20 protein-coding genes are annotated in these 24,860 nt (G+C 72.8%); 12 read left to right on the top strand and 8 right to left on the bottom strand.

What is annotated here, in order from left to right; translation table 11 throughout:
• Positions 1 to 12: 12 nt before the first annotated feature.
• The 3 genes from PP1_RS22010 to katG are packed head-to-tail and all read left to right on the top strand — an operon-like array spanning position 13 to position 4,319.
• The gene (locus PP1_RS22010) at positions 13 to 1,572 is read left to right on the top strand and encodes a long-chain-fatty-acid--CoA ligase (RefSeq protein ID WP_010229531.1); all 1,560 of its coding nucleotides are present in this window, start codon (positions 13 to 15) and stop codon (positions 1,570 to 1,572) included.
• Between the two features lie 55 nt (positions 1,573 to 1,627).
• Positions 1,628 to 2,077 carry a Fur family transcriptional regulator gene (locus PP1_RS22005; RefSeq protein WP_010229533.1) on the top strand — a complete coding sequence of 150 codons (450 nt, stop codon included), beginning with the start codon at positions 1,628 to 1,630 and terminating at the stop codon, positions 2,075 to 2,077.
• Positions 2,070 to 4,319 carry a catalase/peroxidase HPI gene (gene katG / locus PP1_RS22000; protein ID WP_010229536.1) on the top strand — a complete coding sequence of 750 codons (2,250 nt, stop codon included), beginning with the start codon at positions 2,070 to 2,072 and terminating at the stop codon, positions 4,317 to 4,319. The genes PP1_RS22005 and katG overlap by 8 nt, the downstream gene beginning before the upstream one ends.
• Before the next feature lie 407 nt (positions 4,320 to 4,726).
• Here katG and PP1_RS21995 read toward each other — a convergent pair whose 3' ends face one another.
• The gene (locus PP1_RS21995) at positions 4,727 to 5,437 is read right to left on the bottom strand and encodes an alpha/beta hydrolase (RefSeq protein ID WP_029239267.1); all 711 of its coding nucleotides are present in this window, start codon (positions 5,435 to 5,437) and stop codon (positions 4,727 to 4,729) included.
• Positions 5,438 to 5,488: 51 nt separating this feature from the next.
• Entirely contained in the window at positions 5,489 to 5,878 is a 390-nt protein-coding gene (locus PP1_RS21990; RefSeq protein ID WP_010225861.1) for a DUF5997 family protein, read from the bottom strand.
• 58 nt (positions 5,879 to 5,936) lie between these two features.
• On the opposite strand from PP1_RS21990, the gene PP1_RS21985 reads away from it, so the two are divergent.
• On the top strand, positions 5,937 to 6,635 hold the full coding sequence (locus PP1_RS21985; RefSeq protein WP_010225859.1) for a LysR substrate-binding domain-containing protein: 699 nt from the start codon (positions 5,937 to 5,939) through the stop codon (positions 6,633 to 6,635).
• Positions 6,636 to 6,709: 74 nt separating this feature from the next.
• Here the strand turns inward: PP1_RS21985 and PP1_RS21980 are convergent, their stop codons facing one another.
• Positions 6,710 to 7,681 carry an acyl-CoA desaturase gene (locus PP1_RS21980; RefSeq protein WP_029239266.1) on the bottom strand — a complete coding sequence of 324 codons (972 nt, stop codon included), beginning with the start codon at positions 7,679 to 7,681 and terminating at the stop codon, positions 6,710 to 6,712.
• A 118-nt stretch (positions 7,682 to 7,799) separates the two neighbouring features.
• Here PP1_RS21980 and PP1_RS21975 point away from each other — a divergent pair, with 118 nt between their 5' ends.
• The 4 genes from PP1_RS21975 (at position 7,800) to PP1_RS21960 (ending at position 15,471) form a co-directional block, all read left to right on the top strand.
• Positions 7,800 to 8,828, top strand: coding sequence for an LLM class F420-dependent oxidoreductase (locus PP1_RS21975; RefSeq protein ID WP_010225854.1), 1,029 nt, complete (start codon positions 7,800 to 7,802; stop codon positions 8,826 to 8,828).
• A 43-nt stretch (positions 8,829 to 8,871) separates the two neighbouring features.
• On the top strand, positions 8,872 to 10,506 hold the full coding sequence (locus PP1_RS21970) for a flavin-containing monooxygenase (protein WP_010225852.1): 1,635 nt from the start codon (positions 8,872 to 8,874) through the stop codon (positions 10,504 to 10,506).
• Between the two features lie 154 nt (positions 10,507 to 10,660).
• On the top strand, positions 10,661 to 11,440 hold the full coding sequence (locus PP1_RS21965; protein WP_010225849.1) for a hypothetical protein: 780 nt from the start codon (positions 10,661 to 10,663) through the stop codon (positions 11,438 to 11,440).
• Between the two features lie 146 nt (positions 11,441 to 11,586).
• Positions 11,587 to 15,471: a multifunctional oxoglutarate decarboxylase/oxoglutarate dehydrogenase thiamine pyrophosphate-binding subunit/dihydrolipoyllysine-residue succinyltransferase subunit gene (locus tag PP1_RS21960; RefSeq protein WP_010225848.1), complete on the top strand. Its 3,885-nt coding sequence runs from the start codon at positions 11,587 to 11,589 to the stop codon at positions 15,469 to 15,471.
• 201 nt (positions 15,472 to 15,672) lie between these two features.
• On the opposite strand, the gene PP1_RS21955 is transcribed toward PP1_RS21960, so the two are convergent.
• Positions 15,673 to 16,413 carry an ABC transporter permease gene (locus tag PP1_RS21955; protein WP_029239265.1) on the bottom strand — a complete coding sequence of 247 codons (741 nt, stop codon included), beginning with the start codon at positions 16,411 to 16,413 and terminating at the stop codon, positions 15,673 to 15,675.
• A 28-nt stretch (positions 16,414 to 16,441) separates the two neighbouring features.
• Here PP1_RS21955 and PP1_RS21950 point away from each other — a divergent pair, with 28 nt between their 5' ends.
• On the top strand, positions 16,442 to 16,618 hold the full coding sequence (locus PP1_RS21950) for a DUF6104 family protein (protein WP_010225846.1): 177 nt from the start codon (positions 16,442 to 16,444) through the stop codon (positions 16,616 to 16,618).
• A 24-nt stretch (positions 16,619 to 16,642) separates the two neighbouring features.
• Here the strand turns inward: PP1_RS21950 and PP1_RS21945 are convergent, their stop codons facing one another.
• A complete protein-coding gene (locus tag PP1_RS21945; RefSeq protein ID WP_010225844.1) occupies positions 16,643 to 17,518 on the bottom strand; it encodes an SDR family NAD(P)-dependent oxidoreductase in 876 nt (291 codons plus the stop codon).
• 86 nt (positions 17,519 to 17,604) lie between these two features.
• On the opposite strand from PP1_RS21945, the gene PP1_RS21940 reads away from it, so the two are divergent.
• Together PP1_RS21940 and PP1_RS21935 are read left to right on the top strand one after the other, a co-directional pair.
• Complete coding sequence (locus tag PP1_RS21940; RefSeq protein ID WP_010225842.1) at positions 17,605 to 18,168, top strand: TetR/AcrR family transcriptional regulator; 564 nt, start codon at positions 17,605 to 17,607, stop codon at positions 18,166 to 18,168.
• 106 nt (positions 18,169 to 18,274) lie between these two features.
• On the top strand, positions 18,275 to 19,717 hold the full coding sequence (locus tag PP1_RS21935) for a CitMHS family transporter (protein WP_010225840.1): 1,443 nt from the start codon (positions 18,275 to 18,277) through the stop codon (positions 19,715 to 19,717).
• A 34-nt stretch (positions 19,718 to 19,751) separates the two neighbouring features.
• Here PP1_RS21935 and PP1_RS21930 read toward each other — a convergent pair whose 3' ends face one another.
• From PP1_RS21930 to PP1_RS21920, 3 genes are read right to left on the bottom strand one after another with little or no spacing between them, the layout of a single operon-like run.
• Positions 19,752 to 20,114, bottom strand: a complete 363-nt coding sequence (locus PP1_RS21930; RefSeq protein WP_010225837.1) for a hypothetical protein — start codon at positions 20,112 to 20,114, stop codon at positions 19,752 to 19,754.
• On the bottom strand, positions 20,111 to 22,885 hold the full coding sequence (locus tag PP1_RS21925; protein WP_010225835.1) for an FtsK/SpoIIIE domain-containing protein: 2,775 nt from the start codon (positions 22,883 to 22,885) through the stop codon (positions 20,111 to 20,113). Before PP1_RS21925 ends, PP1_RS21930 begins: the two co-directional genes overlap by 4 nt.
• Positions 22,886 to 22,903: 18 nt before the next feature.
• A complete protein-coding gene (locus PP1_RS21920; RefSeq protein ID WP_010225833.1) occupies positions 22,904 to 23,164 on the bottom strand; it encodes a hypothetical protein in 261 nt (86 codons plus the stop codon).
• A 262-nt stretch (positions 23,165 to 23,426) separates the two neighbouring features.
• On the opposite strand from PP1_RS21920, the gene PP1_RS21915 reads away from it, so the two are divergent.
• The gene (locus tag PP1_RS21915; protein WP_029239264.1) at positions 23,427 to 24,797 is read left to right on the top strand and encodes an Nramp family divalent metal transporter; all 1,371 of its coding nucleotides are present in this window, start codon (positions 23,427 to 23,429) and stop codon (positions 24,795 to 24,797) included.
• Positions 24,798 to 24,860 lie beyond the last annotated feature (63 nt).

Genomic DNA, 24,860 nt, shown 5'->3' with positions numbered 1-24,860 from the left:
GGAGCACCCGTCGTGATCGATCCGAACAGCACCGTCTCGTCCCTGCTGCGCACGCACGCGGCCGGACGCCCGGACGACGAGGCGTTGCGCTTCGGCGACGTCCGCCGGACCTGGTCCGAGCTCGACGAGCGGGTGCGCAGGCTGGCGTCCGCGCTCCGGGCGGAGGGGATCGGCCCCGGCGACCGGGTCGCCGTCCTCGATCTCAACCACCCGTCCTGCCTGGAGCTGTCGCTGGCCTGCGCGCGGATCGGCGCGGCGAACGCGGTGGTCAACTTCCGGCTGGCCCCGCCGGAGATCCTCTACGTGATCGACGACGCCCAGGCGCGGCTGCTGTTGGTCGGGCCGGAGTTCGCCGCGGCGGCCGCGCAGCTGCGGGACCGGATGAGCTCGGTGCGCCGGGTGCTGCAGGTGGGCGGTGAGGCGGACGAGTACGAGGCGTTCCTCGCCGCGGGCGATCCCGACCCCGAGCCCTACGACGCCGCGCCCGGCGAGTGCTTCGTGCAGCTCTACACCTCGGGCACGACGGGCTTCCCGAAGGGCGCGATGCTCACCCACGGCGCGATGCTCGCGCACGCCGCCCACGTCACCGCCGACTTCGGGCTGACCCCGTCCGACGTCGTGCAGGTCGCGATGCCGCTGTTCCACGTCGGCGGGACCAGCTACGCGTTCGTCGCGCTCGCGCAGGGCGCGCGGATCGTGATGGCCCGGATGCCCGACCCGGCCGCCCTGCTCGACATGGTCGCGGCGGAGCGGATCACGCACACGTTCTGGGTGCCGGCGCTGATGGGCGCCATGACCCAGGTGCCCGGCGCGGCGGACCGGGACTACTCGTCGATGCGGGCCATCTCCTACGGCGCCTCGCCGATGCCGCTGCCCGTCATGCGCGCCAGCCTGGAGCTGTTCGGGCCCCGGCTGCACCAGGTGTACGGCATGACCGAGGCCTGCGGCGTGGTCAGCTCGCTCGGGCCGGAGGACCACACCGACCCGGCCGTCGCCCACCGGCTCGTCTCGGCCGGGAAGCCGATCACCGGCGTGGAGATCGAGGTGCGCGACCCCGCGACCGGCGACCCGGTCCCGACCGGCGAGCCGGGTGAGATCTGGGTGCGGACCGACCAGCTGATGAGCGGGTACTGGCGCAAGCCGGACGCCACCGCGTCGGCGGTCACGGCCGACGGCTGGCTGCGGTCCGGCGACGGCGGGCACGTCGACGCCGACGGCTACGTCTACGTCACCGACCGGATCAAGGACATGATCGTGTCCGGTGGGGAGAACGTGTACCCGGCGGAGATCGAGCGCGTCCTGGCGGAGCACCCGACGGTCGGCGACGTCGCCGTCATCGGTGTCCCCGACGAGCGCTGGGGCGAGGTGCCGAAGGCCTGCGTGGTCGCCGCGCCGGGCGCGACGGTCGACGCCGACGGCCTCCTCGCGCACGCCCGCGCGCACCTCGCGTCGTTCAAGGTCCCGAAGTCCGTCGACGTCCTGGAGGAGCTGCCGCGCAACCCGACCGGCAAGATCCTCAAGAAGGACCTGCGGGCGCCGTACTGGGCGGACCGGGAGCGCTCCACCGTCTGAAAATGAGACACGCCGAAACTTGACTCGTTCCAGAAACGACGGCAGGCTCGCAGCCGTGTCGACCGATTCGGACCACGAGGGCATGCTGCGCGGGGCCGCGCTGCGTGTGACGCGCCCTCGGGTGGCCGTTCTGCACGCCGTGCACGATCATCCGCACGCGGACACGGACTCGATCATCCGGGCCGTGCGGAACGATCTCGGCGAGGTGTCCCACCAGGCCGTCTACGACGTCCTGAAGGCCCTCACCGGCGCGGGACTCGTGCGGCGCATCCAGCCGACGGGCTCCGTCGCCCGCTACGAGGCACGGGTGGGGGACAACCACCACCACGTCGTCTGCCGGTCCTGCGGGGCCATCGCCGACGTCGACTGCGCCGTCGGCGCAGCGCCCTGCCTCACCGCCTCCGACAGCAGCGGCTTCGTGATCGACGAGGCCGAGGTCGTCTACTGGGGACGGTGCCCCGACTGCTCCACCACCACAGAACCCGGAAGGATTTCCCGTGTCTGACGAGAAGGTAACCGTCGAGGGCGAGCTGAACAGGGAGGAGGACGGGGGCTGCCCGGTCGCCCACGGCCGCATCCCGCACCCCACCGAGGGTGGCGGCAACATCGACTGGTGGCCGAACCAGCTCAACCTGAAGGTCCTCCGCAAGCACCAGCCCGCGTCCGACCCGTTCCACGGCGAGTTCGACTACGCGGCCGCGTTCGCGACCGTCGACCTCGACGAGCTGGCCCGCGACGTCGACGCGGTCATCACCACCTCGCAGGACTGGTGGCCCGCCGACCACGGCAGCTACGCCGGGTTCTTCATCCGGATGGCCTGGCACTCAGCAGGCACCTACCGGACCTTCGACGGCCGTGGCGGCGCCGGCGCCGGCATGCAGCGCTTCGCCCCCCTGAACAGCTGGCCCGACAACGGCAACCTGGACAAGGCCCGCCGTCTGCTGTGGCCGGTCAAGCAGAAGTACGGCCGCACCGTCTCCTGGGCCGACCTGATGATCTTCGCGGGCAACCGCGCGCTGGAGGTCTCGGGCTTCACGACCTTCGGCTTCGCCGGTGGCCGCGCCGACGTCTGGGAGCCGGACGAGGACGTCTACTGGGGTGCCGAGACGACCTGGCTCGGCAACGAGGCGCGCTACGGCGGCAGCACCGACGTCGCGCACCGCGAGCTGGAGAAGCCGCTCGGCGCCTCCCACATGGGTCTGATCTACGTCAACCCGGAGGGCCCGGACGCCAACCACGACCCGGTCGCCGCGGCCCGCGACATCCGCGAGACCTTCGGCCGGATGGCGATGAACGACGAGGAGACCGTCGCGCTGATCGCCGGCGGCCACACCCTCGGCAAGACCCACGGTGCGGCGAACCCCGACGAGAACGGCAACGTCGGTCCGGAGCCCGAGGGCGCCGACATCACCGAGCAGGGTCTCGGCTGGAAGCAGAGCTTCGGTTCCGGCAAGGGCCGTGACGCCATCACCTCGGGTCTGGAGGTCACCTGGACCCGCACCCCGAACCGGTGGAGCCACGACTTCTTCGACTTCCTCTTCAAGTACGAGTGGGAGGTCGAGAAGTCCCCGGCCGGCGCCTGGCAGTACGTCGCCAAGGACGCCGAGGCGATCATCCCGGACCCGGAGGAGGGCTACCCGGCGCGCAAGCCGACGATGCTCACCACCGACCTCTCCCTGCGGTTCGACCCGATCTACAAGGAGATCTCGCTCCGCTTCCGGGACAACCCGCAGGAGTTCGAGGACGCCTTCGCCCGCGCCTGGTACAAGCTGACCCACCGCGACATGGGTCCGCGTGAGCGCTACATCGGCGCCTGGGTCCCGCAGGAGGAGCTGCTCTGGCAGGACCCGGTCCCGGCCGTGGACCACGAGCTCGTCTCCGCCGACGACGTCGCGTCGATCAAGGCGAAGGTGCTCGAGTCGGGCCTGTCGGTCTCCGAGCTGGTGTCGACGGCGTGGGCCGCGGCCTCGTCGTTCCGCACCTCGGACAAGCGGGGCGGCGCCAACGGCGGCCGCATCCGCCTGGAGCCGCAGCGCAGCTGGGAGGTCAACGACCCGGCCCGGCTCAACACCGTGATCTCGAAGCTGGAGTCGATCCAGGCCGACGTCAACGGCTCGCTGTCCGGCGGCAAGAAGATCTCCTTCGCCGACCTGGTCGTCCTCGCCGGCGCCGCGGGTGTCGAGAAGGCCGCCAAGGACGCCGGGCACGACGTCACCGTGCCGTTCGTCCCGGGCCGCACCGACGCGACCCAGGAGCAGACCGACGTCGAGTCGTTCTCCTACCTGGAGCCGACGACCGACGGGTTCCGCAACGTCCTGGGCAAGGAGAACCGCCTCCCGGCGGAGTACCAGCTCGTGGACCGCGCGAACCTGCTCGGCGTCACGGCGCCGGAGCTGACCGTGCTGGTCGGCGGCCTGCGGGTGCTGGGCGCGAACACCGGTGGCAACACCGCCGGCGTGCTCACCGACAAGCCGGGCACCCTGACCAACGACTTCTTCACGACCCTGCTCTCGGCCGGGATCGAGTGGAAGTCCGTCGCCGGTGACGACGACGCCTTCGAGGCCGTCGACACCGCCACCGGCCAGAAGGTGTGGACCGGCACCCGTGCCGACCTGGTGTTCGGCTCGAACTCCGAGCTGCGCGCGGTCGCCGAGGTCTACGCCAGCGCCGACGCCGGCGACAAGTTCGTCCAGGACTTCGTCGCCGCGTGGGACAAGGTCATGACGGCCGACCGCTACGACATCTGATCGTCGCGTAGCTCCACACGACGCCCGGGCCCGGTTCCGACCGGCCCGGGCGTCGTCGTGTCCGGGCCCGCCCCACCGGTCCGCCCCGCCCCGGTCCCGCCCCGGTCCGCCCCGCGCCGGTCCGCCCCGCGCCGGTCCGCCCCGCGCCGGTCCGCCCCCGCCGAGATGCAGCCCAGCGTCGTCCGGTGATCGACAATTCGCGCTCGTGCGCATCTCGGCGGGGATGCTGCGTGCCCGGATCAGCTCCCGGGAGGGTCCGGGATCGTCGGGCTGTGACGGGTCCGTGCGGGCGAATGGCGCGCCATGCACCCGTCGGCATCGGGCCCGGGTTGACGGCGTGCCACTCGTGGGGTGCTCCGGCCGGCTCGCGGGTCACGCCGGGCGATCCGTCCCGGCCACCGCCGGTGCTACCGCAGGCCGTCGAGGAGGTCCGCGAGCCGCACGGGCTCGGAGAGCATCGGCCAGTGCCCGGTCGGCAGCGCCGCGAACGACCACTCCGGCCCGCCCATCTCGGCGAAGCCCGGCACCCCCGCCTCGATCAGCGGGCGCACGTCGTCCGGGGTGAAGCTGCAGGCCACGACGGTCTTCGGCAGCGCAGGGTCGGATGTCCCCCGCTTCACGCCGGTCAGCACGGCCCCCGCGGGTTCGACCAGCGACCGGGCGCGGACGTCGTCGAACAGCGCGTCCGGGATGCCCTCGGTGCTCGTCCCGAGCTCGTCGAACTCCGAGCGGGACGGCATCGGCTGCCCGGAACCGTGCCCGGCGATCGTCGCCCGGGTCCGCTCCTGCACGAACGGCTCGGTGAAGTCGATCTGCGCCATGCCGTCGGGCAGCGGGCCGGTGTCGACGAACACCAGGTGCGCGACCCGTTCCCGGGCCCGCTCGGCGGCCGCGGCGCAGACCGGGCCACCACCGCTGTGCCCCACGAGCACGCCCGGCCCGCCGAGTTCCGCGAGCGCGGCGAGGACGTCGTCGACGTGGGACTCGGCCGTGTCCTGCGGGTCGTGGCCGAGCTCGACCGCCACGACGTGGTGGCCGCGGCCACGCAGGTCCGCCGCGACCGCGTCCCACGCCCACGCACCCAGCCAGAACCCCGGGACCAGCACGTATGTCGTCATGCCCGTCATCGTGCCGGGCATCGCGGACAGGTCCGGTCCTCGTTCGGCCGGCTACTTCCCCTGGCGGTTCCCGGACCGCTCGGCCTTCAGCCGCGCGGCCTCCCGGTCGGCCTCCGCGCGGGTGTTGCGCTCGCGGCGCAGCCACTCGGGCTGCTCCTCCTTCACCGCCGCGATCTGCTCGGTGGTCAGCGGCTCGGTGATACCGGCGCGGGCCAGCCCGGAGATCGACACCCCGAGCCTGTCCGCGACGACGGGGCGCGGGTGCGGACCGTCCCGGCGGAGGTCGCGCAGCCACTCGGGCGGGTCGGCCTGCAGGGCGTTGAGCTCGTCGCGCGAGATCTCACCGTCCCGGAACTCGGCGGGGGTCGCGTCGAGGAACACACCGAGCTTCTTCGCCGCCGTCGCGGGCTTCATCGTCTGGCTGGACTTCTGCGGCGTCATCCCGCAAGGGTATCGAGGGCCGGCAGGCGGGCCCGTCACCGGCGGATAGCCTGGACCGGTGACCGACCCGGGCGCCCCCGCATCCTTCCGGCTCGGCTACGTCCCGGGCGCCACACCGGGCAAGTGGGCCCGCATGTGGGCCGAGCGCGTGCCCGACGTCCCGCTGGACCTGGTCACGGTGGGCGCCGCCGAGGCGGAGGACGCCGTCCGGTCGGGCGCGGTGGACGCCGGTGTCGTCCGGCTGCCGATCGACCGGACCGGCCTGCACGCGATCCCGCTCTACACCGAGGCCACCGTGGTCGTCGTCCCGAAGGACCACGTGGTCACCGCCGCCGACGAGGTCACCGTCGAGGACCTGGCCGACGAGGTGGTCCTGCATCCCGCGGACGGGACCCTCGGCTGGGACGGCGACGGGCCGGGGACGGCGGCGACCGTCGTCCCCGCCACGACCGCCGAGGCGGTCGAGCTCGTCGCCGCGGGTGTCGGCGTGCTCGTCGTCCCGCAGTCGCTGGCCCGGCTCCACCACCGCCGGGATCTCACCTACCGGCCGCTGGCCGGCGCCCCGGCGTCGAGCGTCGTGCTGACCTGGCCGGACGCGGAGACCTCCGACCTGATGGAGCAGTTCATCGGGATCGTCCGGGGCCGCACGGTCAACAGCTCCCGCACCCCGCGCCGGGAGGACGCCCCGGCTCACACCCCCGCGAAGCGACCCACCGCCCGACGACGGACGGCCCGCCGCGGCAGGCCCCGCCGCTGAGCCACGGGTCCCCCGGACACGACGAGGCCCCGCACCGGATCGGTGCGGGGCCGGTCGTACGACGACGCGAGGGGTCAGGCAGCGGCAGCGGCCTGCTTCTTGGCGGACAGCTTCTCCAGCCGCCGGGTGGTGGGCCAGCGGACGTTGGTCGCCCAGCCGAGCTTCTCGAAGCCGCGGATGACCAGCGCCGAGATGTCGATCTGGCCCTTCTTGACGCCGTGCCGGGCGCAGGTCGGGTCGGCGTGGTGCAGGTTGTGCCACGACTCGCCGAAGGACAGCACCGCCAGCCACCAGACGTTGGCGGACTTGTCGCGGGAGGCGAAGGGACGCTCGCCCCAGATGTGGCAGATCGAGTTGATCGACCAGGTGACGTGGTGCAGGACCGCGACGCGGACCAGACCGGCCCAGAAGAACGCGGTGAAGGCACCCCACCAGGACATCGTGACGAGGCCACCGATCAGCGCCGGGCCGAGCAGGCTGATCACGACGATCAGCGGGAAGGCCCGGCCGACCCGCATCATGTCCTTGTCCTCGAGGAGGTCCGGCGCGAACCGCTTCATGTTGGTCAGGTCGCGGTCGAACAGCCAGCCCATGTGCGAGTGCCAGAAGCCCTTGACCAGCGCCTTCGCGCCGGTGCCGTAGAGCCACGGCGAGTGCGGGTCGCCCTCCTTGTCGGAGAACGCGTGGTGCCGGCGGTGGTCACCGACCCAGTCCAGGACGCTGCCCTGCAGGGCGATGCTGCCCGCGACCGCCAGCGCGATCCGCAGCGGGCGCTTCGCCTTGAACGAGCCGTGCGTGAAGTACCGGTGGAAACCGACGGTCACGCCGAGACCGCTGATCAGGTAGAAGACCGCGAACAGCGCCACGTCGACCCAGCCGAGCCCCCAGCCCCACGCGAGCGGGACCGCGGTGAACAGCGCGAGCGTCGGGAGGATCACGAAGACCCCCACCAGGAACATCGCGCCGGGCGGGCGCTGCCCCTCGGTCACCGGCGGCGGCGTCCGCTTCTCGGGGGTGGAGCGGGGAGGTGCTGCCTCGAGCGTCATGCCTCCATGAGACCGGCGGACGTACCCGCCCGGCAGTGCGGCTAACCCCCCTATCGCGAGTCGGGTTCGGCCGCGCGTGGACTTGACCCGCGAGTAACTTACGACTACTCACCGGAGGGTGAAGCTCTCCACGGTTCTCCCCTACGGCGACGACCCGATCCGCAACGCGGACGCGGTCACCGACATGGAACGCGCCGGCCTGGACGTCGTCTGGGCCGCCGAGGCGTACAGCTTCGACGCGGTCTCCCTGCTCGGCTACCTCGCGGCCCGCACCGAGCGGCTCGAGATCGGGTCGGCCATCCTCCCGATCTACTCGCGCACCCCCACCCTCACCGCGATGACGGCGGCCGGCCTGGACGCGCTGTCCGGCGGCCGGTTCAGCCTGGGGCTCGGCGCGTCCGGGCCGCAGGTGATCGAGGGCTTCCACGGGGTGCCCTACGACAAGCCGGTCGGCCGCACCCGCGAGATCATCGAGATCTGCCGGAAGGTGTGGAAGCGCGACGAGAAACTGACCAACGACGGCCTCTACCCGATCCCGCTGCCCGGCGGCACCGGCCTCGGCAAGCCGCTGAAGATCATCAACCACCCTCAGCGGTCGGACATCCCGATCTGGGTGGCCGCCCTGGGCGAGAAGAACCTCCAGATGACGGCCGAGCTCGCGAACGGCTGGCTGCCGCACGTCGTGCTGCCGGAGAAGATCCAGGAGGTGTTCGGGCCGTCGCTGGAGGCGGGCTTCGCGAAGCGCGCCCCCGAGCTGGGTCCGCTGCAGATCACCGGTGGTGGCATCTGCGCGCTCGAGGAGGAGATGTTCGAGCCGGCCCGCCAGGCGGCCCGCGGCCTGTACGCGCTCTACATCGGCGGCATGGGCGCGCGGGGGAAGAACTTCTACAACACCGTCTTCGCGAAGCAGGGCTACGCCGACGCGGCGAAGGTCGTGCAGGACCTCTACCTGGACGGGAAGAAGGAGGAGGCCATGGCCGCCCTCCCGGACGACTTCATCGACAAGGTCGCGCTGATCGGGCCGGAGGGTCACGTCCGCGAGCGGATCGCGGCGCTGCGCGAGAACGGGATCACCCACCTGCACGTGAACCCGATGACCTCCGACGTCAACGGGATGTTCGAGAAGCTCAAGACCTGGATCTCCTGAGCGGTCTTGCCCCGCCCCACGCGGGCGTGCTGGTCTGGATCCCATGGTCGACACCGACGTCGGGGACCGCGATTTCGACGTGGTCGTGATCGGGGCCGGCTTCGCCGGGCTCTACATGCTGCACCGCCTGCGCGGGCTGGGGATGTCCGCCGTCGTGCTGGAGCAGGCCGGCGGCGTCGGCGGGACCTGGTACTGGAACCGGTACCCGGGGGCGCGGTGCGACTCGGAGAGCTACTACTACTGCTACTCGTTCGACCGCGAGCTCGAGCAGGAATGGACCTGGACCGAGCGGTACCCGCGGCAGCCGGAGATCAAGGCCTACCTCGACCACGTCGCGGACCGGTTCGACCTGCGCCGCGACATCCGGTTCTCGACGACGGTCACCGGCGCCCGCGCGGACGCCGACGGGCGCGGCTGGACCGTCTCGGTGCAGGAGGGCACCGACCTGCACTGCCGGTTCCTGGTCACCGCGGTCGGCTGCCTGTCCGCGGCGAACGTCCCGGACCTGCCGGGGCTGGAGACGTTCGCCGGGCGCTGGTTCCACACCGGGCGGTGGCCGCACGAGGGCGTCGACGTGACGGGGCGGCGGGTCGGCGTCGTCGGCACCGGGTCGACCGGGATCCAGGCGATCCCGGTGCTGGCGCGGGAGGCGGCGCACCTGACCGTCCTGCAGCGCACCCCGAACTACTCGGTCCCGGCTCGCAACGGCCCCCTGTCCGAGGCCGAGTCGCGCTCCTACAAGGCGGACTACGCGGACATCCGCGCGGTGCAGGCCGCCTCGGCGAACGGGCACCCGTTCGTCGTCAACCCGCAGTCGGCCCTGGAGGTGGACGCGGCCGAGCGGGACGGCGTCTACCGGGCCGCGTGGGAACGCGGCGGCCTGCGCTTCCGGGCCAGCTACCGCGACCTGCTCGCCGACGAGGAGGCGAACGAGACCGCATCGGAGTTCGTGCGGGACCGGATCCGGGAGATCGTGCGCGACCCGGAGACCGCGGCCCGGCTCCTGCCGCACGACCACGGGTTCGCCACCAAGCGCCCGCCGATCGACACCGGCTACTTCGAGACGTACAACCGCGACGACGTGACGCTCGTCGACGTCCGGGCCGACCCGGTCGAGGCCGTCGTCCCGGAGGGTCTGCGGCTGCGCTCGGGCGCCGTGCACGAGCTCGACGACATCGTGTTCGCCACCGGTTTCGACGCGCTCACCGGCCCGCTGCTGCGGCTCGACCCGACCGGCCCGGACGGCACGTCGCTGCGCAGCGCCTGGCGGGACGGCCCGCGGACCTACCTGGGCCTGGCGGTCTCCGGCTTCCCCAACCTGTTCACGATCACCGGGCCGTTCAGCCCGTCGGTGCTGACCAACATGCCGAGCTCGATCGAGCAGCACGTGGACTGGATCGCCGGGTGCCTGGCCCACCTGCGCGCCACCGGCGCCGACCGGATCGAGGCCGACCCCGGCGCCGAGCAGGCGTGGGGGGAGCACAACCGGGAGGCGGCCGACGCGACGCTGCTGCCCCGCGCCGCCACCTCCTGGTACCTGGGGGCGAACGTCCCCGGGAAGCCGAGCGTGTTCATGCCCTACGCCGGCGGGTTCGCCCGCTACGCCGGCACGTGCGCCGACGTCGCCCGGGACGGCTACCGCGGGTTCCGGCTGGGAGACCGCCGGGCCGTCGCGTGAGACGTCCGTCCGGCACCGCCCGTCACTGCGCCGTTCGGCCCAGTGACGGGGGGCCGCGTCACGGCCGGTATCCGATGCGTACAGAATGTGTGAGGTCGTCCACGGTCACCGCGCACGGGGCAGCCCCCCGAGCACGACGAGGAGGAGCACCGACTTGCTGGAGCTGGCCATCCGGACCTCCGACGAGCCGATCTCCCCGGGGCAGTACCGGCACACGGCCACGCACGCCTGGTGGATGGGCACCTGGTTCGCCGGTGACGAGGTCTGCGTGCACTTCTCCGAGCACCTCCTCCAGCAGTGGACGCCGGTCGACCCCGGTGCGGACTGGCTGCTCGACCGCGAGCTGACCGGGCAGGTGCGCTGGCTGTCCGGGGACGGGGCCCGCGCCGTCGACGAGGGGTTCCGGATCGCCGACCAGTGGCCGACCGGCCGGTTCCGCGCCCCGCACGGCGACTTCTACGCCGAGCTGCACGGCCACCTGCCGGCCGCCCGGCCCGGCTCGTGGTCGAACCCGACGGCCCAGTTCCTGGCCACACTGCCGGTCGAGCCCGAGGCGATGCTGCAGCGGCTGATCGAGGAGAGCCCGCCCGGCCGCGGCTACACCGGCCCGTTCCAGAGCGCGGTCGACGCGCTGCGCACCTGCCGCGTCCCGGCCGCGCAGCGGGCCGTGCTCTACACCGCGTTGCGCCTGCTGCCCGCGGTCGAGCTCGGCGAGGCCGCGAACCTCGACGGCGACCTCCACCCGACCCTCGTGCACGACGACGGCCCGGTCCGCTCCGAGCTGTTCGTCTCCCCCGTCGACGGCCAGTACGCCGGCGAGCGCGACACCGTCCGCCGCCCGGCCCGCGTCGGCCCGCCGGTCGGCACCGTCGTCGCCGAGACGACCGTCGAGACCTCCGTGGTCGACGTCCTGGGGTCACCTCCCGGCTTCTGAATCGTGTCGTGTACCGGTCCGGTCCCTGATGATCACGGGAAGGTCACGGAATGGGACCCGGCACACTGCCACCGCTCGTGCGGAGGGGACTAACCTGGTACCCGGTCGCGACAAATCGAGCAGCTGAACAAGGCGGTTGACGCAGAGTGTCATCGAGCAGTACCTCCCATCCGGCGGGCGACTTCGGTCCCAACGAGTGGCTCGTCGAGGAGATGTACCAGCGCTTCCAGGAGGACCCGTCGGCCGTGGACCCGGCCTGGCACGAGTTCTTCGCCGACTACGGCGGCGGGGACGGTGAGAAGCGCCCCGCGTCCGGTGAGACGGCCGACACGGGCGGCGCCACCGGATCCGCGGCCAACGGGTCCGCCCCGTCGGCGAGCTCCGGCGGGGTGACCCGCGGATCGGCCACCGAGGACGACGAGGGGTCCGACACCTCGTCGGCGCCGACCCAGAAGGCCGTCAGGAACGGCGGCCGGGCGAGCGGACGGTCGTCCGGCTCCTCGCGGGACGTCCCGCCGCCGGTCACGCCCAAGGCCGAGGCCCCGCCCGCCGACGAGAAGCTCCGCACCGGCAGCGCGCCCTCCACGAACGGCGCCGCGAAGCCGGCGGCCGGGAGCACGTCGAAGGCGGCCAGGCCGGCACAGGACGGGGGTGGAGCGACCACCACCCCGCTGCGCGGTGCCGCGAACGCCATCGCCAAGAACATGACCGCGTCGCTGGAGCTGCCGACCGCGACGAGTGTCCGTGCGGTCCCGGCCAAGCTGCTGGCCGACAACCGCATCGTCATCAACAACCACCTGAAGCGGACCCGCGGCGGGAAGCTCTCGTTCACGCACCTGATCGGCTACGCGCTGGTCAAGGCGCTGGCCGACTTCCCGAACATGAACCGGCACTTCGCCGAGACCGACGGCAAGGCCGCGGTCGCCACCCCCGAGCACGTCAACCTCGGCCTGGCCATGGACATGCCGGGCAAGGACGGCAGCCGCTCGCTGATCGTCGTGTCGATCAAGGGCTGCGAGAACATGTCGTTCGCCCAGTTCTGGGCGGCGTACGAGGGCATGGTCCGCAAGGCCCGTGACGGCAAGCTCACCGCCGAGGACTTCTCCGGCACCACGATCAGCCTGACCAACCCGGGCACCCTGGGCACCAACCACTCGGTGCCGCGGCTGACGGTCGGCCAGGGCGCGATCATCGGTGTGGGCGCGATGGAGTACCCGGCCGCGTTCCAGGGCGCGTCCGAGGAGCGGATGGCCGAGCTCGGCATCAGCAAGATCATCACGCTGACGTCGACCTACGACCACCGGATCATCCAGGGCGCCGAGTCCGGCGACTTCCTGCGCCGGGTGCACCACCTGCTGCTGGGCGAGAACAACTTCTACGACGACGTCTTCGCCTCCCTGCGGGTGCCCTACGAGCCGATCCGCTGGGTGCAGGACTTCCCCGAGGGCGAGGTCGACAAGACCGCCCGCGTCCTCGAGCTGATCGAGTCCTACCGGACCCGTGGCCACCTGATGGCCGACACGGACCCGCTGAACTACCGCCAGCGCCGGCACCCGGACCTCGACGTCCTGTCCCACGGGCTGACCCTCTGGGACCTCGACCGCGACTTCGCGGTCGGCGGGTTCGGCGGCCAGAGCCACATGAAGCTGCGCGACGTGCTCGGCCTGCTGCGCGCGTCGTACTGCCGGACCATCGGCACCGAGTACATGCACATCGCCGACCCCGAGCAGCGCAAGTGGCTCGAGGAGCGGATCGAGGTCCCGCACCAGAAGCCGGACCAGAGCGAGCAGAAGTACATCCTCTCGCGGCTGAACGCCGCCGAGGCGTTCGAGACGTTCCTGCAGACCAAGTACGTCGGGCAGAAGCGCTTCTCGCTGGAGGGCGGCGAGACCGTCATCCCGCTGCTCGACGCCGTGCTGGACAAGGCCGCCGAGCGCGAGCTCGACGAGGTCGTCGTCGGCATGCCGCACCGCGGCCGGCTGAACGTGCTGGCCAACATCGTCGGCAAGCCGATCAGCCAGATCTTCCGCGAGTTCGAGGGCAACCTCGACCCGGGCCAGGCGCACGGCTCCGGGGACGTCAAGTACCACCTGGGCGCCGAGGGCAAGTACTTCCGGATGTTCGGCGACGGCGAGACCACCGTCTCGCTGACCGCGAACCCCTCGCACCTGGAGGCCGTGGACCCGGTGCTCGAAGGCATCGTCCGCGCCAAGCAGGACCTGCTCGACAAGGGCGACGGCGGCTTCACCGTGCTGCCCGTCCTCATGCACGGCGACGCCGCGTTCGCCGGCCAGGGCGTCGTGGCCGAGACGCTGAACCTGGCGCTGCTGCGCGGCTACCGCACCGGCGGCACCGTGCACGTCGTCGTCAACAACCAGGTCGGCTTCACCACCGCGCCGGAGCACTCGCGCTCCTCGCAGTACTGCACCGACGTCGCGAAGATGATCGGCGCGCCGGTCTTCCACGTGAACGGCGACGACCCGGAGGCCTGCGTCTGGGTCGCCAAGCTGGCGGTCGAGTACCGCGAGCGCTGGAACAACGACGTCGTGATCGACATGATCTGCTACCGGCGCCGGGGCCACAACGAGGGCGACGACCCCTCGATGACCCAGCCGTCGATGTACGACGTGATCGACGCCAAGCGCAGCGTCCGGAAGATCTACACCGAGTCGCTGATCGGCCGGGGCGACATCACGATGGAGGAGGCCGAGCAGGCCCTCAAGGACTTCTCCAACCAGCTGGAGCACGTCTTCAACGAGGTGCGCGAGCTCGAGAAGACCCCGCCGGTGATCTCGCCGTCGATCGAGCAGGAGCAGCAGGTCCCGTCCGACCTGGACACCTCGATCCCGCTGGAGATCGTCCACCGGATCGGCGACGTCCACGAGACGCTGCCCGAGGGCTTCGCCGTGCACAAGCGGGTCGAGCCGGTGCTCAAGAAGCGCTACACCATGTCCCGCGAGGGCAACGTGGACTGGGCGTTCGCCGAGCTGCTCGCCATGGGCTCGCTGGCGATCGACGGCCGGCTGGTCCGGCTGTCCGGCCAGGACTCGCGGCGCGGCACCTTCGTGCAGCGCCACTCGGTGCTGATCGACCGCAAGACCGGTGCCGAGTACTTCCCGCTGCGCAACCTCGCCGAGGGCCAGGGCCGCTTCCTGCCCTACGACTCGGCGCTCTCCGAGTTCGCCGCCGTCGGGTTCGAGTACGGCTACTCGGTGGCCAACTCGGACGCGCTGGTGATGTGGGAGGGCCAGTTCGGCGACTTCGTCAACGGCGCCCAGTCGATCATCGACGAGTTCATCTCGTCCGGTGAGGCGAAGTGGGGCCAGCTGTCGGACGTCGCACTGCTGCTGCCGCACGGCCTCGAGGGCCAGGGCCCCGACCACAGCTCGGGCCGCATCGAGCGGTTCCTGCAGCTGTGCGCCGAGGGCTCGATGACGGTCGCGCTGCCCTCCGAGCCGGCGAACTACTTCCACCTCCTGCGCCAGCACACCCTCGACGGGGTGCGCCGGCCGCTGGTGGTCTTCACGCCGAAGTGGATGCTGCGGGCCAAGCAGGTCGTCAGCCCGCTGTCGGACTTCACCGAGGGCCGGTTCCGCCCGGTGATCGACGACCCGGAGCACCGGGCCACGACGGGCCCGGTGTCGGGCGTCGACCGGGTGCTGTTCTGCAGCGGCAAGATCTACTGGGAGCTCGCCGCGGCGAAGGAGAAGCGCCGCAAGAACGGCGACACCTCGGTCGACGGCACCGCGCTGGTCCGCGTCGAGCAGCTCTACCCGATGCCGACCGAGCAGATCGCCGAGATCCTCGAGCGGTACCCGGACGCGCAGAGCGTGCGCTGGGTCCAGGAGGAGCCCGCCAACCAGGGCTCGTGGCCGTACTACGGTCTGGAGCTGCCCCAGAAGCTCCCGCAGCTGCAGGGCCGCTTCACCCGGGTGTCCCGGCGGCGGATGGCGGCCCCGGCCGCGGGCTCGTCGAAGGTGCACGAGGTCGAGCAGGCCGAGCTGATCGACAAGGCGTTCGCGAAGTCCTGATCGCCTGAGCAGTCCCGGACGGCCGGGCGCGGGTCCTCCGCGCCCGGCCGTTCCGTCGTTCCGGGCTTCCCGCACCCGCCGGTCCCGCCCCGCGCCGAGATGCAGCTCAGCGCGAATCGTCGATCACGGGACGACGCTGGGCCGCATCTCGACGGGGTTCGGTCGCGCACGATCGGTCCGGGCGGCGTGGTGCGGTGCGTGTCAGGGGCGGTGCAGGCGTCCTCGGGCCACCAGCTCCACGACGACCGTCGCCGCGATCGTCTCGGCCGCCAGCAGGCCCGCCAGCACCAGGAGCTGGGCGGCCGCGGCCTGCACCGGATCACCGCTGCCCAGCAGAACCCCGACGAACGCGCCGGGCAGCGTCACCAGCCCGACCGTGCGGGTCTGGTCCAGCGCGGGCACGAGTGCCCGTCCCGCCGACGGCCGGACGACGAGCAGCGCCGCGTCCCGCGGGAGCAGGCCGAGGGCCAGTGCCGCCTCGTGCTCGCCCTGGCGGGTCCCCAGCTCGTCGAGCGCCGGGCGGCCCGCCAGCGACGTCGCCGTCATCGCCCCGCCGATCACGATCCCGGCGACCGGGACGACGGCGATCCCGGTGAAGGGCACCGCCCCGCTGGTCAGCACGACGACCAGCACCGGCGTCACACCGGCGACGATCGCCGTCCCGGCCACCCCCCACCCGCGAGCCCCGGTGATCCGCCGGCCCGACGTCCAGGCCGCGACGACGACCATCAGCAGGACGAACGCGGCCGTCCCCCACCACGTCCGGACCAGGGCGAGCAGCACCAGGGCGACCAGCGCGAGCTGCGCGACGGCACGGGCCACCGCGGTCGCCGACGACCACGCCGTCCCGGTACCCCCGATCGTCGCGGCGGCCGCGGCCAGCGCCACGAGCGCGAGCAGCGCGATCACCAGCGGCGGTCCGACCACCACACCCGAACCCATCGGCACCCCCGTGACTAGCCTGTGCCCTGTGTACTTCACCGACCGCGGCATCGAGGAGCTCGTCGACCGGCGTGGCGACGAGCAGGTCAGCGTCGAGTGGCTCGCCGACCGGCTGCGGGCCTTCGTCGACCTGAACCCGCAGTTCGAGACGGCCGTCGAGCGCCTGTCGAGCTTCCTCGCGCGCGACGACGCCGACGACGACTGACCCCGGTCCGGCCCGGGGACGTGATCAGACCGCGGGGGCGCGGACGGGGAACGGGACGCCGGTGAGCTCCTCGGACCGCTCCCACAGCCTGCGGGCGAGCTCGACGTCGTCGGCGGGCGCGCGCAGGGCCCGCACCTCGGGGCGGCCGCCGTGCCGGTCGGGGCCGATGATGCCCGCGGCGGGCACGCGGCCCACCACACCCTCCACCAGCGCCGCCGCGCCCGCGTCGACGGAGTTGCCGACCCACCGCGTGAGCAGCCCGAGGACCGCGCGGACCGGCGCCGGATGGCCGTCCTGCATCGGCGTGCTCGCCATGCCGGGATGCACCAGCACGCTGGCGACCGGTGATCCCGCGGCGGCCGTGCGGCGGCCGAGCTCGACGGCGAACAGGGCGTTGGCCAGCTTCGAGTCGTTGTAGGAGCGCAGCATCGCCGCCCGCCCACGGTAGGTGAGGTCCTCCGGGATCCGGCCCCGACGGTAGAGGCTGGACGAGACGGTGACCACGCGCGGTGCCGCCGCCCGTTCCATCCGCGGGAACAGCAGGGCGGCGAGCGCGAAGTGCCCCAGGTGGTTGGTGGCGAACCCGCGCTCCACCCCCAGCGGCCCGACGACGCGCTGCATCGACCCCAGCCCCGCGTTGGCGAGCAGGACGTCGACCTCGTCGGTGGCCTCGGCGAACGCGCGCACAGACGCCGGGTCGAACAGGTCCAGCGCCCGGACGGTGAGCCGGGCGCCGGGCTGCTCGGCGACGATCTCGTCCCGGACCCTGGTGGCCTTGGCCGTGTCCCGCGCCGCCATCACCACGTGGGCGCCCCGCCCGGCGAGCACGCGCGTGGCGGCCGCGCCGAACCCGGAGCCCGCCCCGGTGACCACGACGGTGCGTCCCTGCTGGTCGTTCATGTGAGTCCTCTTCCCGAAGCTGAACGGATAAGTCATCCGGTTCCGACAGTAGCAGAAGTGGATGAGTCATCCGCTACGATGACGGGGTGCCCCGCGCCGACGCCGCCCGCAACCGCGACCGCGCCCTGGACACCGGACGCCTGCTGCTGGCGTCCGGCGACGACACCCTCGCCCTCAACGACGTCGCCAAGCAGGCCGGCCTGGGGGTCGCCACGGTCTACCGCCACTTCCCGACCCGGCGGGCCCTGCTGGAGGCCCTCATGGACGGCCGGCTGGACGAGCTGGTCGCCGAGGCGGAGGCCGCCGCCGGGGAGCCGGACGCCGCGACGGGCCTGGCCCGGCTCGCCCGCGCCGTGCTGGTGCGGCAGCTGGGGGTGACGGGGTTCGCCGAGGTGTTCGCCACGACCGACGACGAGCGGGAAGAGACGAGCGGGCGCAAGGCCCGCGTGCTGCTCCTCGCCGATCGCGTGCTGGCCCGGGCGGTGCGCGAGGGTGCGACGCCGGCCGGGACCACCGCCATGGACGTCCAGCGACTGCTGTGCGGGGTGGCCTACGCCGCCCGGCTCGACCCCGTGGATCCCTCCGCCCGCGCGGAGGACTACCTGGACCTTCTCCTCGCGGGCCTGCGGACGCGGGCCGCGACGGTGTAGGGCAGCGGGACCACAAGGACCACTACGAGAGCTGTGTCCGCAAGCGTGGCCCCGGCCGTCGTCGAACCTAGCGTTCCTCTCTGCCACCACAGGAGGAGGAGCGTCGATGCTCATCGTTCTCGGGTCCGCGATGATCGCGGTCTTCATGTACCTGATCCTGTCCAAGCGGCTCGCGCCGATCCTGGCACTGGTACTGGTCCCGCTGACGTTCGCGCTGGTCACCGTCGGCACCGGAGTCGCCGAAGCAGGTGACGAGGGCGTCGTCGACTCGATCATGACGGCGATCTCGGACTTCGCACCGACCGCCGTGCTGCTGTTCTTCGCGATCATCTTCTTCGGCACGATGATCGACGTCGGGCTGTTCGACCCGCTCATCCGGTTCGTGCTGCGCACGGTGAACAACGACCCCGTCCGGCTGGTCGTGCTCACCGCGGTGCTGGCGGGTGTCGTCTCGCTCGACGGCGACGGTTCGACGACGTTCATCATCACCGTCTCGGCGTTGCTGCCGATCTACCTGCGGCTCGGCCTGAGCCCGGTCGTGCTGACGGTCGTCGCGAACCTGGCGAACGGCGTGCTCAACATCCTGCCCTGGGGTGGTCCGACCGTCCGCGCCGCGACGGTGCTGGGCGTCTCGCCCTCGGAGCTGTTCAACCCGATGGTGCCGGGCATGGTCCTGGGCATCCTCACCGTGCTCGTGCTCGCCTGGTTCCTGGGCCGCTCGGAGCGCAAGCGGCTGCTGGCGTCGGGCCGCACGCTGGACGTCGTGGCCGAGACCATGACCCCCGCGCGGGAGCCGGCGCTCGCGGGTGTCGGCGGTGGCACGGGAACCGCGCGCCCGGCGTCCGGTGACGGTGCGACCGGCGACGGCGCGACCGGCGGTGACGCGACCGGCGGCACGGGCGACATCCTCGACCCGGACCGGCCGACCCTGCGCCCGAAGCTGATCTGGTTCAACCTCGCCCTGACGGTCGCGCTCCTGGTCCTGCTGGGCATGGACGTGCTGCCGCTGGCGCTGGTGTTCGTCGTGGCCACCGCGATCGCGCTGGTCGTCAACTTCCCGAGGCCCGAGGACCAGCTCAAGGCCGTGACGTCGCACTCCGCGTCGATCGTCGCCGTCGTCGCGATGGTGTTCGCGGCGGCCGTGCTGGTCGGAGTGCTGTCCGGCACCGGCATGGTGACGGCGATGGCGAACGGGATCGTCGCGGCGGTGCCGCCGTCGATCGGCAGCTGGTTCGCGGTGATCACCGGGGTGCTGAGCATGCCGCTGACGTTCTTCCTCACCAACGACGCGTTCTACTTCGGCATCCTGCCGATCCTCACCGAGGCCGCCGGGCACTACGGCATCGAGCCGGTGGAGATGGCCCGCGCGTCGATCATCGGCCAGCCGGTGCACATGACGAGCCCGCTGGTCCCGGCACTGCTGCTGCTCGTGTCGCTGGCGAAGGTGAACCTCGCCGACCACCACCGGAAGGTGATCTGGCGGGCGGCGGTCTGCTCGCTGGTGATGCTGGCGACCGCGCTGGTGCTCGGCGTCGTCCCGGTCGGCTGACCGCGCAGGAGACCACCCCGCGGCGCGCCCGGACTCAGTCCGTGGCGCGCCGCAGCCGGAACAGGCGCCGGTCACCCGACGCGCGGAGCGCCCCGAGCGCTTCGTCGGCCTCGAGCTCGAGCTCGGCGTGCCGGGCCGGGTCGGCGCGGTGGTCCGCCCGCGGCCGGGGCTTGCCCGGCTCCTCCGCCGACCACAGCACCTGCAGGGCCGCCTCCCAGCGCAGCTCGTACATCCCGCGGGCGAGGGTCAGGGTGTCGGCGGCCGCGCGCAGCTCCCGTTCGGTGCCGCGCAGCTCGCGGCGCAGCTCGGCGGCCCGTTCCGCGTCCCGCTCCCGCAGGTCGACGACCGCCCCGGCCAGCCGGGACACCACCTCGCGGTAGCGCTCCGGAGCGCTCATCCGCCACCTCCACGGTCGGTCAGGATCACCAGCTGCGGGCGCGAGTGCCGGGCCCGGTCGAGGAACAGCGCCCGCCCCGGCGACGGCATCCAGTCCAACGGCTGCCCGCCGAGCAGCGGGACCAGGTCGGCGCCCTGCACGCCCGTCGCCACCCACGCACCGAGATCGTCGATCGCGGCCCCGGGCGGCGCGAGGAGCGTCTTCAGCCGCTGCGCGCCCTGCCACCAGCCCAGCACGTGCACGCCGACCCCGGGCCCGTGCCGCAGTACGGCCCGCAGGTCCTCGGTCCCGGTCCGGTCCAGCATCGCCTCGGCGACGTCCGCGCCGAAGAGCACCACAGCCAGCGGCGGGTGGCCTGCCCCGGCGCCGGTCCGGTCGCGGACGGTCGCCGCGAGCGACCGCACCCGCTCCGCGAACCCGTCCGCGGCGACCTTCTCGACGTCGCCGCGGAGCCGGCCCGCGAGCTCGTCCGCGGCCGGGCCCGCATCGGCGGCCAGCGGGACGAGCACGACCCGGGCGTCGTCGCCGGGGAGGGCGGCGAGGTAGGACTCCACCGCCGCGCACAGCAGCGGGACGGCGGCCCGCGCGTCCGGCCCGATCACCCCGAGGTTGCGCCCCGGGCCGTCGGCGAGCCCGGCCGCGGCGGGGCTGCCGTGCACGTCGACGAACTGCCCGACCAGTGCGCAGGGGACGCCGTCGTCGGGCAGCCGGGCGGCGAGCGCGTCGTGCGCGGGGGCGCGCGCCCCGTCGAAGACGACCGGGTCCGGCTCGTCGGGGAACGTCTCGAACGCGGTGCGCTGCACCTCGCGCAGCAGCGGCGCACCGGCCTCGGGCACCCGCACCACCCGGTTGCCGTGCTCGACGCCGGAGTCGTGGTTCACCACCGCGTGCCAGCGGGGGATCTCCAGCGCGGCCTCGTTGTCCTGGGCCAGGATCCGCCGGGCGCGGGGCAGTGCGATCCGCAGCACGAACTGCTCGAAGATCGCCGACCGGCCCCACAGGGCGTCGATCCCGGAGATGTCCTGGCTGGCCAGCACCAGGTGCACGCCCTGCGACCGGCCGCGCCGGGCGACGTCCTCGAGCAGCGCGGTGGCCTCGGCGCTCACCGCGTCGCGCCCGGTGAACAGGAACTGGAACTCGTCGACGACGGCGACGATCCGAGGCAGCCGGGCCTCCGGGCCCGTGATCCCGCGGTCGGCGAGCTCGTCGCGGAGCTCGGAGAGCTTCGTCGCGCCGTGACGCCGCGCCGCCTCGGCCCGGGACCGCATGACCTCGGAGAGGTGGCGCAGCAGCGCCAGCCCGAACTCCCGGTCGGTGTTGATGTTGACGCCGATCAGCCTGGCCTGCGGCAGCCGGTCCGGCCGGTGCCCGTCCGGGTCCGGTGCGAACTGGGTGAAGGAGACGCCCTCCTTGAAGTCGAGCAGGTACAGCTCGACCTCGTCCGGGCCGTAGCGGGCGGCCAGACCGGAGATCCAGGCCAGCAGCAGGTTCGTCTTGCCCGACCCGCTGGGCCCGCCGACCAGGGCGTGCGGCGAGTGGTCGTCGAGGACCAGCTCGGACGGCATCCCGTCGGAGAAGCCGATCTCGGTGACCAGCCCCTGGTGCGAGCGGTCCCGCCCGCGGTCCGGGCCGGCCGGGAGCAGGTCGGCGAACGCGCCGAGCCGGCCGCGCCACTCCTCGTGCGCCGCCGCGATCGCCGTACAGATCTTCGTGACGTCGTCGGGGGGCACCGGGGCGTCCGGCTCGACGAGCACGTGCGGGCCGGTCAGCGACGTCCGGACGGGGACGGCGATCGACACGTCGTCGGGATCGGTGCCGGGCGGGTCGCCGAAGTCGACCGCCTCCACCGGGCGGCGCAGCCCGACCGGCACGTCGAGCAGCACGAGCACCACCCCGGCCGCGATCCCGCCGCGGGCGACCCGCTGCAGCTGGCGCAGCTCGGCCTCGGGCAGCTCCCGGCCGTTGCCGACCAGGACCGCGACCATCCACGACTCGGGGCGCTTGCCCGTCTCGCCCGCCAGCTCGGCCAGCGACGAGCAGCCCGCCGCGAGCACCCGGGTCTGCACCCGGCGGATCCGGTCGGCGAGCTGCGACAGCAGCGACTCCAGCCGGGTGGGGTCGTGCACCGTCAGCAGGCCGGTGCGGGTCAGCGGGTAGAGGCCGGGCAGCGCCCCGGCGAGCTGGCCGACGTCCCACACGTGCACGTTGACGACGCCGGGCCGGTAGTGGCGCAGCAGCCGCAGGACCAGCTGCTCGACCATGGACTCGGCCCGCTCACGGGTCCGCGGAGACGACACGACCTGCAGGTGCGCGCCGTCGAGCAGCGGGACGGCGACCCGGAACGGGGTGCCGCCCTCGACCGAGCCGGTGCCCAGCGCCCACATCTCCGGCACGCCGTCGACGGCCTCGGCGCGGCCCGCGACGGCCTTCCACTCGGACGGGTCGTCACCGGCGGCACCGGGTGCGGCCCCGGCGACGATGCCCGACAGCGCCTGCGGCGAGTCGTCCTGCCAGCCGTCGAAGGCGTGCGCGCGGTCCTCCGCGACCCGGGCGACGACGCCGGCGAGCCGCGGGTTGGCCAGCACCGGCGCGAGCCCCGGGTCGTGCTGGGCGGCGTCGTGCCCGGTCTCCCGCAGCCACAGCTCCGCCATCGCCTCCGCGTGCGCCGCGGCCGCCCGGTCCCGCCGGACCTCGGCGGCACCGAGTGCGGCGGAGGCGGCGGAGTGGAAGCTCTGGAACGCGGTCCGGATCCGTTCGCGGCGGCGGGCCATCGGGGCGGGCGCCGGGCCTCAGAGCCGGGCGGCGACGTCGTCGGCGGACTGCATGGCGACGTGCAGGGCCTGCTCCACCTCGTCGATCTTCTCGGAGGCGGCGGCGAACCGGGCGCGGGCGTCGTCGGCGTCGCCCTGAGCGGTGCCGTAGATGTTCTGGGAGAAGGCCGAGCCTGCCTCCTCGATGGCCTGCCGGGCGTGGCGCAGGGCGCCCAGGCTCTCGGTGGCCTGCTGGTTGGCCCGCCCGATCCCGGCCCGGATCTCGTCGATGTTCGCCATGCCGCCCTCCGTGCGTGCGTACGTGGCGTGCCGGGGTGCCCGGACGCCGCGCAGAATCTATCGGCAGGTGGTCGTCACCATGGTGAGCCGCGCGGTGACCCCGCGCAACGCTCGCCGAACGTGACCGTCACCGCCACGAGCGGCACGAACCGGACAGTCGTGACCCGATCGCGCTGGAATGACGCCCCCGGCTGGCCTAGCGTGCACCCGGTCGGCCGACCCCGGCCGTTCCGACCCCGGCGTCGCGATTCGGAGTGTGACGATGGCCTCCCCCGGTCCGCAGACCGACTTCCTCGAACCGCCGACCGGCGCGAAGAAGATCCGCTCGATCGGTCCGGGCCTCGTCGCCGCCGCGACCGGGGTCGGTGCCGGCGACCTGGTGGCCACGATGGTCGCCGGCGCCAGCTTCGGGACCGTCCTGCTGTGGGCCGCGGTCGTCGGCACGCTGGTCAAGCTCGCCCTCGGCGAGGCCGTCGGGCGCTGGCACCTCGCCTCCGGCGCGACGATGCTCGACGGCTGGCGACGGCTCGGGCGCTGGGCGACCGTCTTCTTCGGCGTCTACATCGTGGTGTGGGGCTTCGTCTACGGCGCGACCGCGATGTCCGCGGTGGGCCTGCCGCTGAACGCGCTGTTCGACGGCCTGTCCGTGCGCTGGTGGGGCATCATCGCCGGTCTCGCCGGGCTGGTGCTCGTGTGGTTCCAGCGCTACGCGCTGTTCGAGAAGATCATGACCGTCCTCGTGGCGGTGATGTTCGTGTCCGTCATCGGGATCGCGGTCCTGGTCGGTCCCGATCTCGGTGCGCTGGCGTCCGGCCTCGTCCCGCGACTGCCCGAGGGCTCGACCGTGTACGTGCTCGGCCTCATCGGAGGTGTGGGCGGCACGATCACGATGTCGAGCTACGGCTACTGGCTCTACGCCAAGGGCTGGAAGGGACCGCGCTGGCTGTCGATGATGCGGCTCGACAACGCGGTCGGCTACGTGCTGACCGGGCTGTTCGTGATCGCGATGCTGGTGATCGGCGCGACCATCCTGCTCGGCACCGAGATCACCGAGAGCGACCGCGGGCTGCTGGTGCTCGGCGACCGGCTGGGTGAGCTCTACGGCGAGGGTGTGCGGATCCTCTTCCTCATCGGCTTCCTGTCGGCGTCCGTGACGTCGCTGCTCGGGGTGTGGAACGGCGTCTCGCTGCTGTTCACCGACTGGACGCGGGCGATCCGGCTCCCGCACGGGAAGGCCGCAGCGATCGGCACCGCCGCGGACGGCCCCACCGTCGTGGTGCCGGGCGAGGATCCGGCCGGGGACGACGAGCGCGGAGCGGGCCCGGGGCGCCCCGGTGCCTACGAGGCGGCGGCGGCCGAACGCTCCTGGGCGTTCCGTGGGTACCTGCTCTGGCTGACGATCCCGCCGATGGCACTGTTGTTCCTGGACCGGCCGTTCGCGCTGACCCTGGTCTACGGCGTGCTGGGCTCGTTCTTCATGCCGTTCCTGGCGGTCACCCTGCTCCTGCTGCTGAACACGAAGCTGGTACCGAAGGAGGGCCGCAACGGCTGGCTCTCCAACGGCGTCCTGGGCATCTCGTCGGTCCTGTTCCTGATCCTGCTGATCACCGACGTCCAGTCCCGGCTGTTCTAGCCCCTCCGCTCACCGGATCCGTCCGCGCGCACCCGATCCGGTGAGCGTCCCCGGGTCCGGTGA

Source organism: Pseudonocardia sp. P1, assembly GCF_000178675.2.
Taxonomy (GTDB): Bacteria; Actinomycetota; Actinomycetes; order Mycobacteriales; family Pseudonocardiaceae; genus Pseudonocardia.
This window is presented reverse-complemented; position numbering and strand designations above follow the sequence as displayed.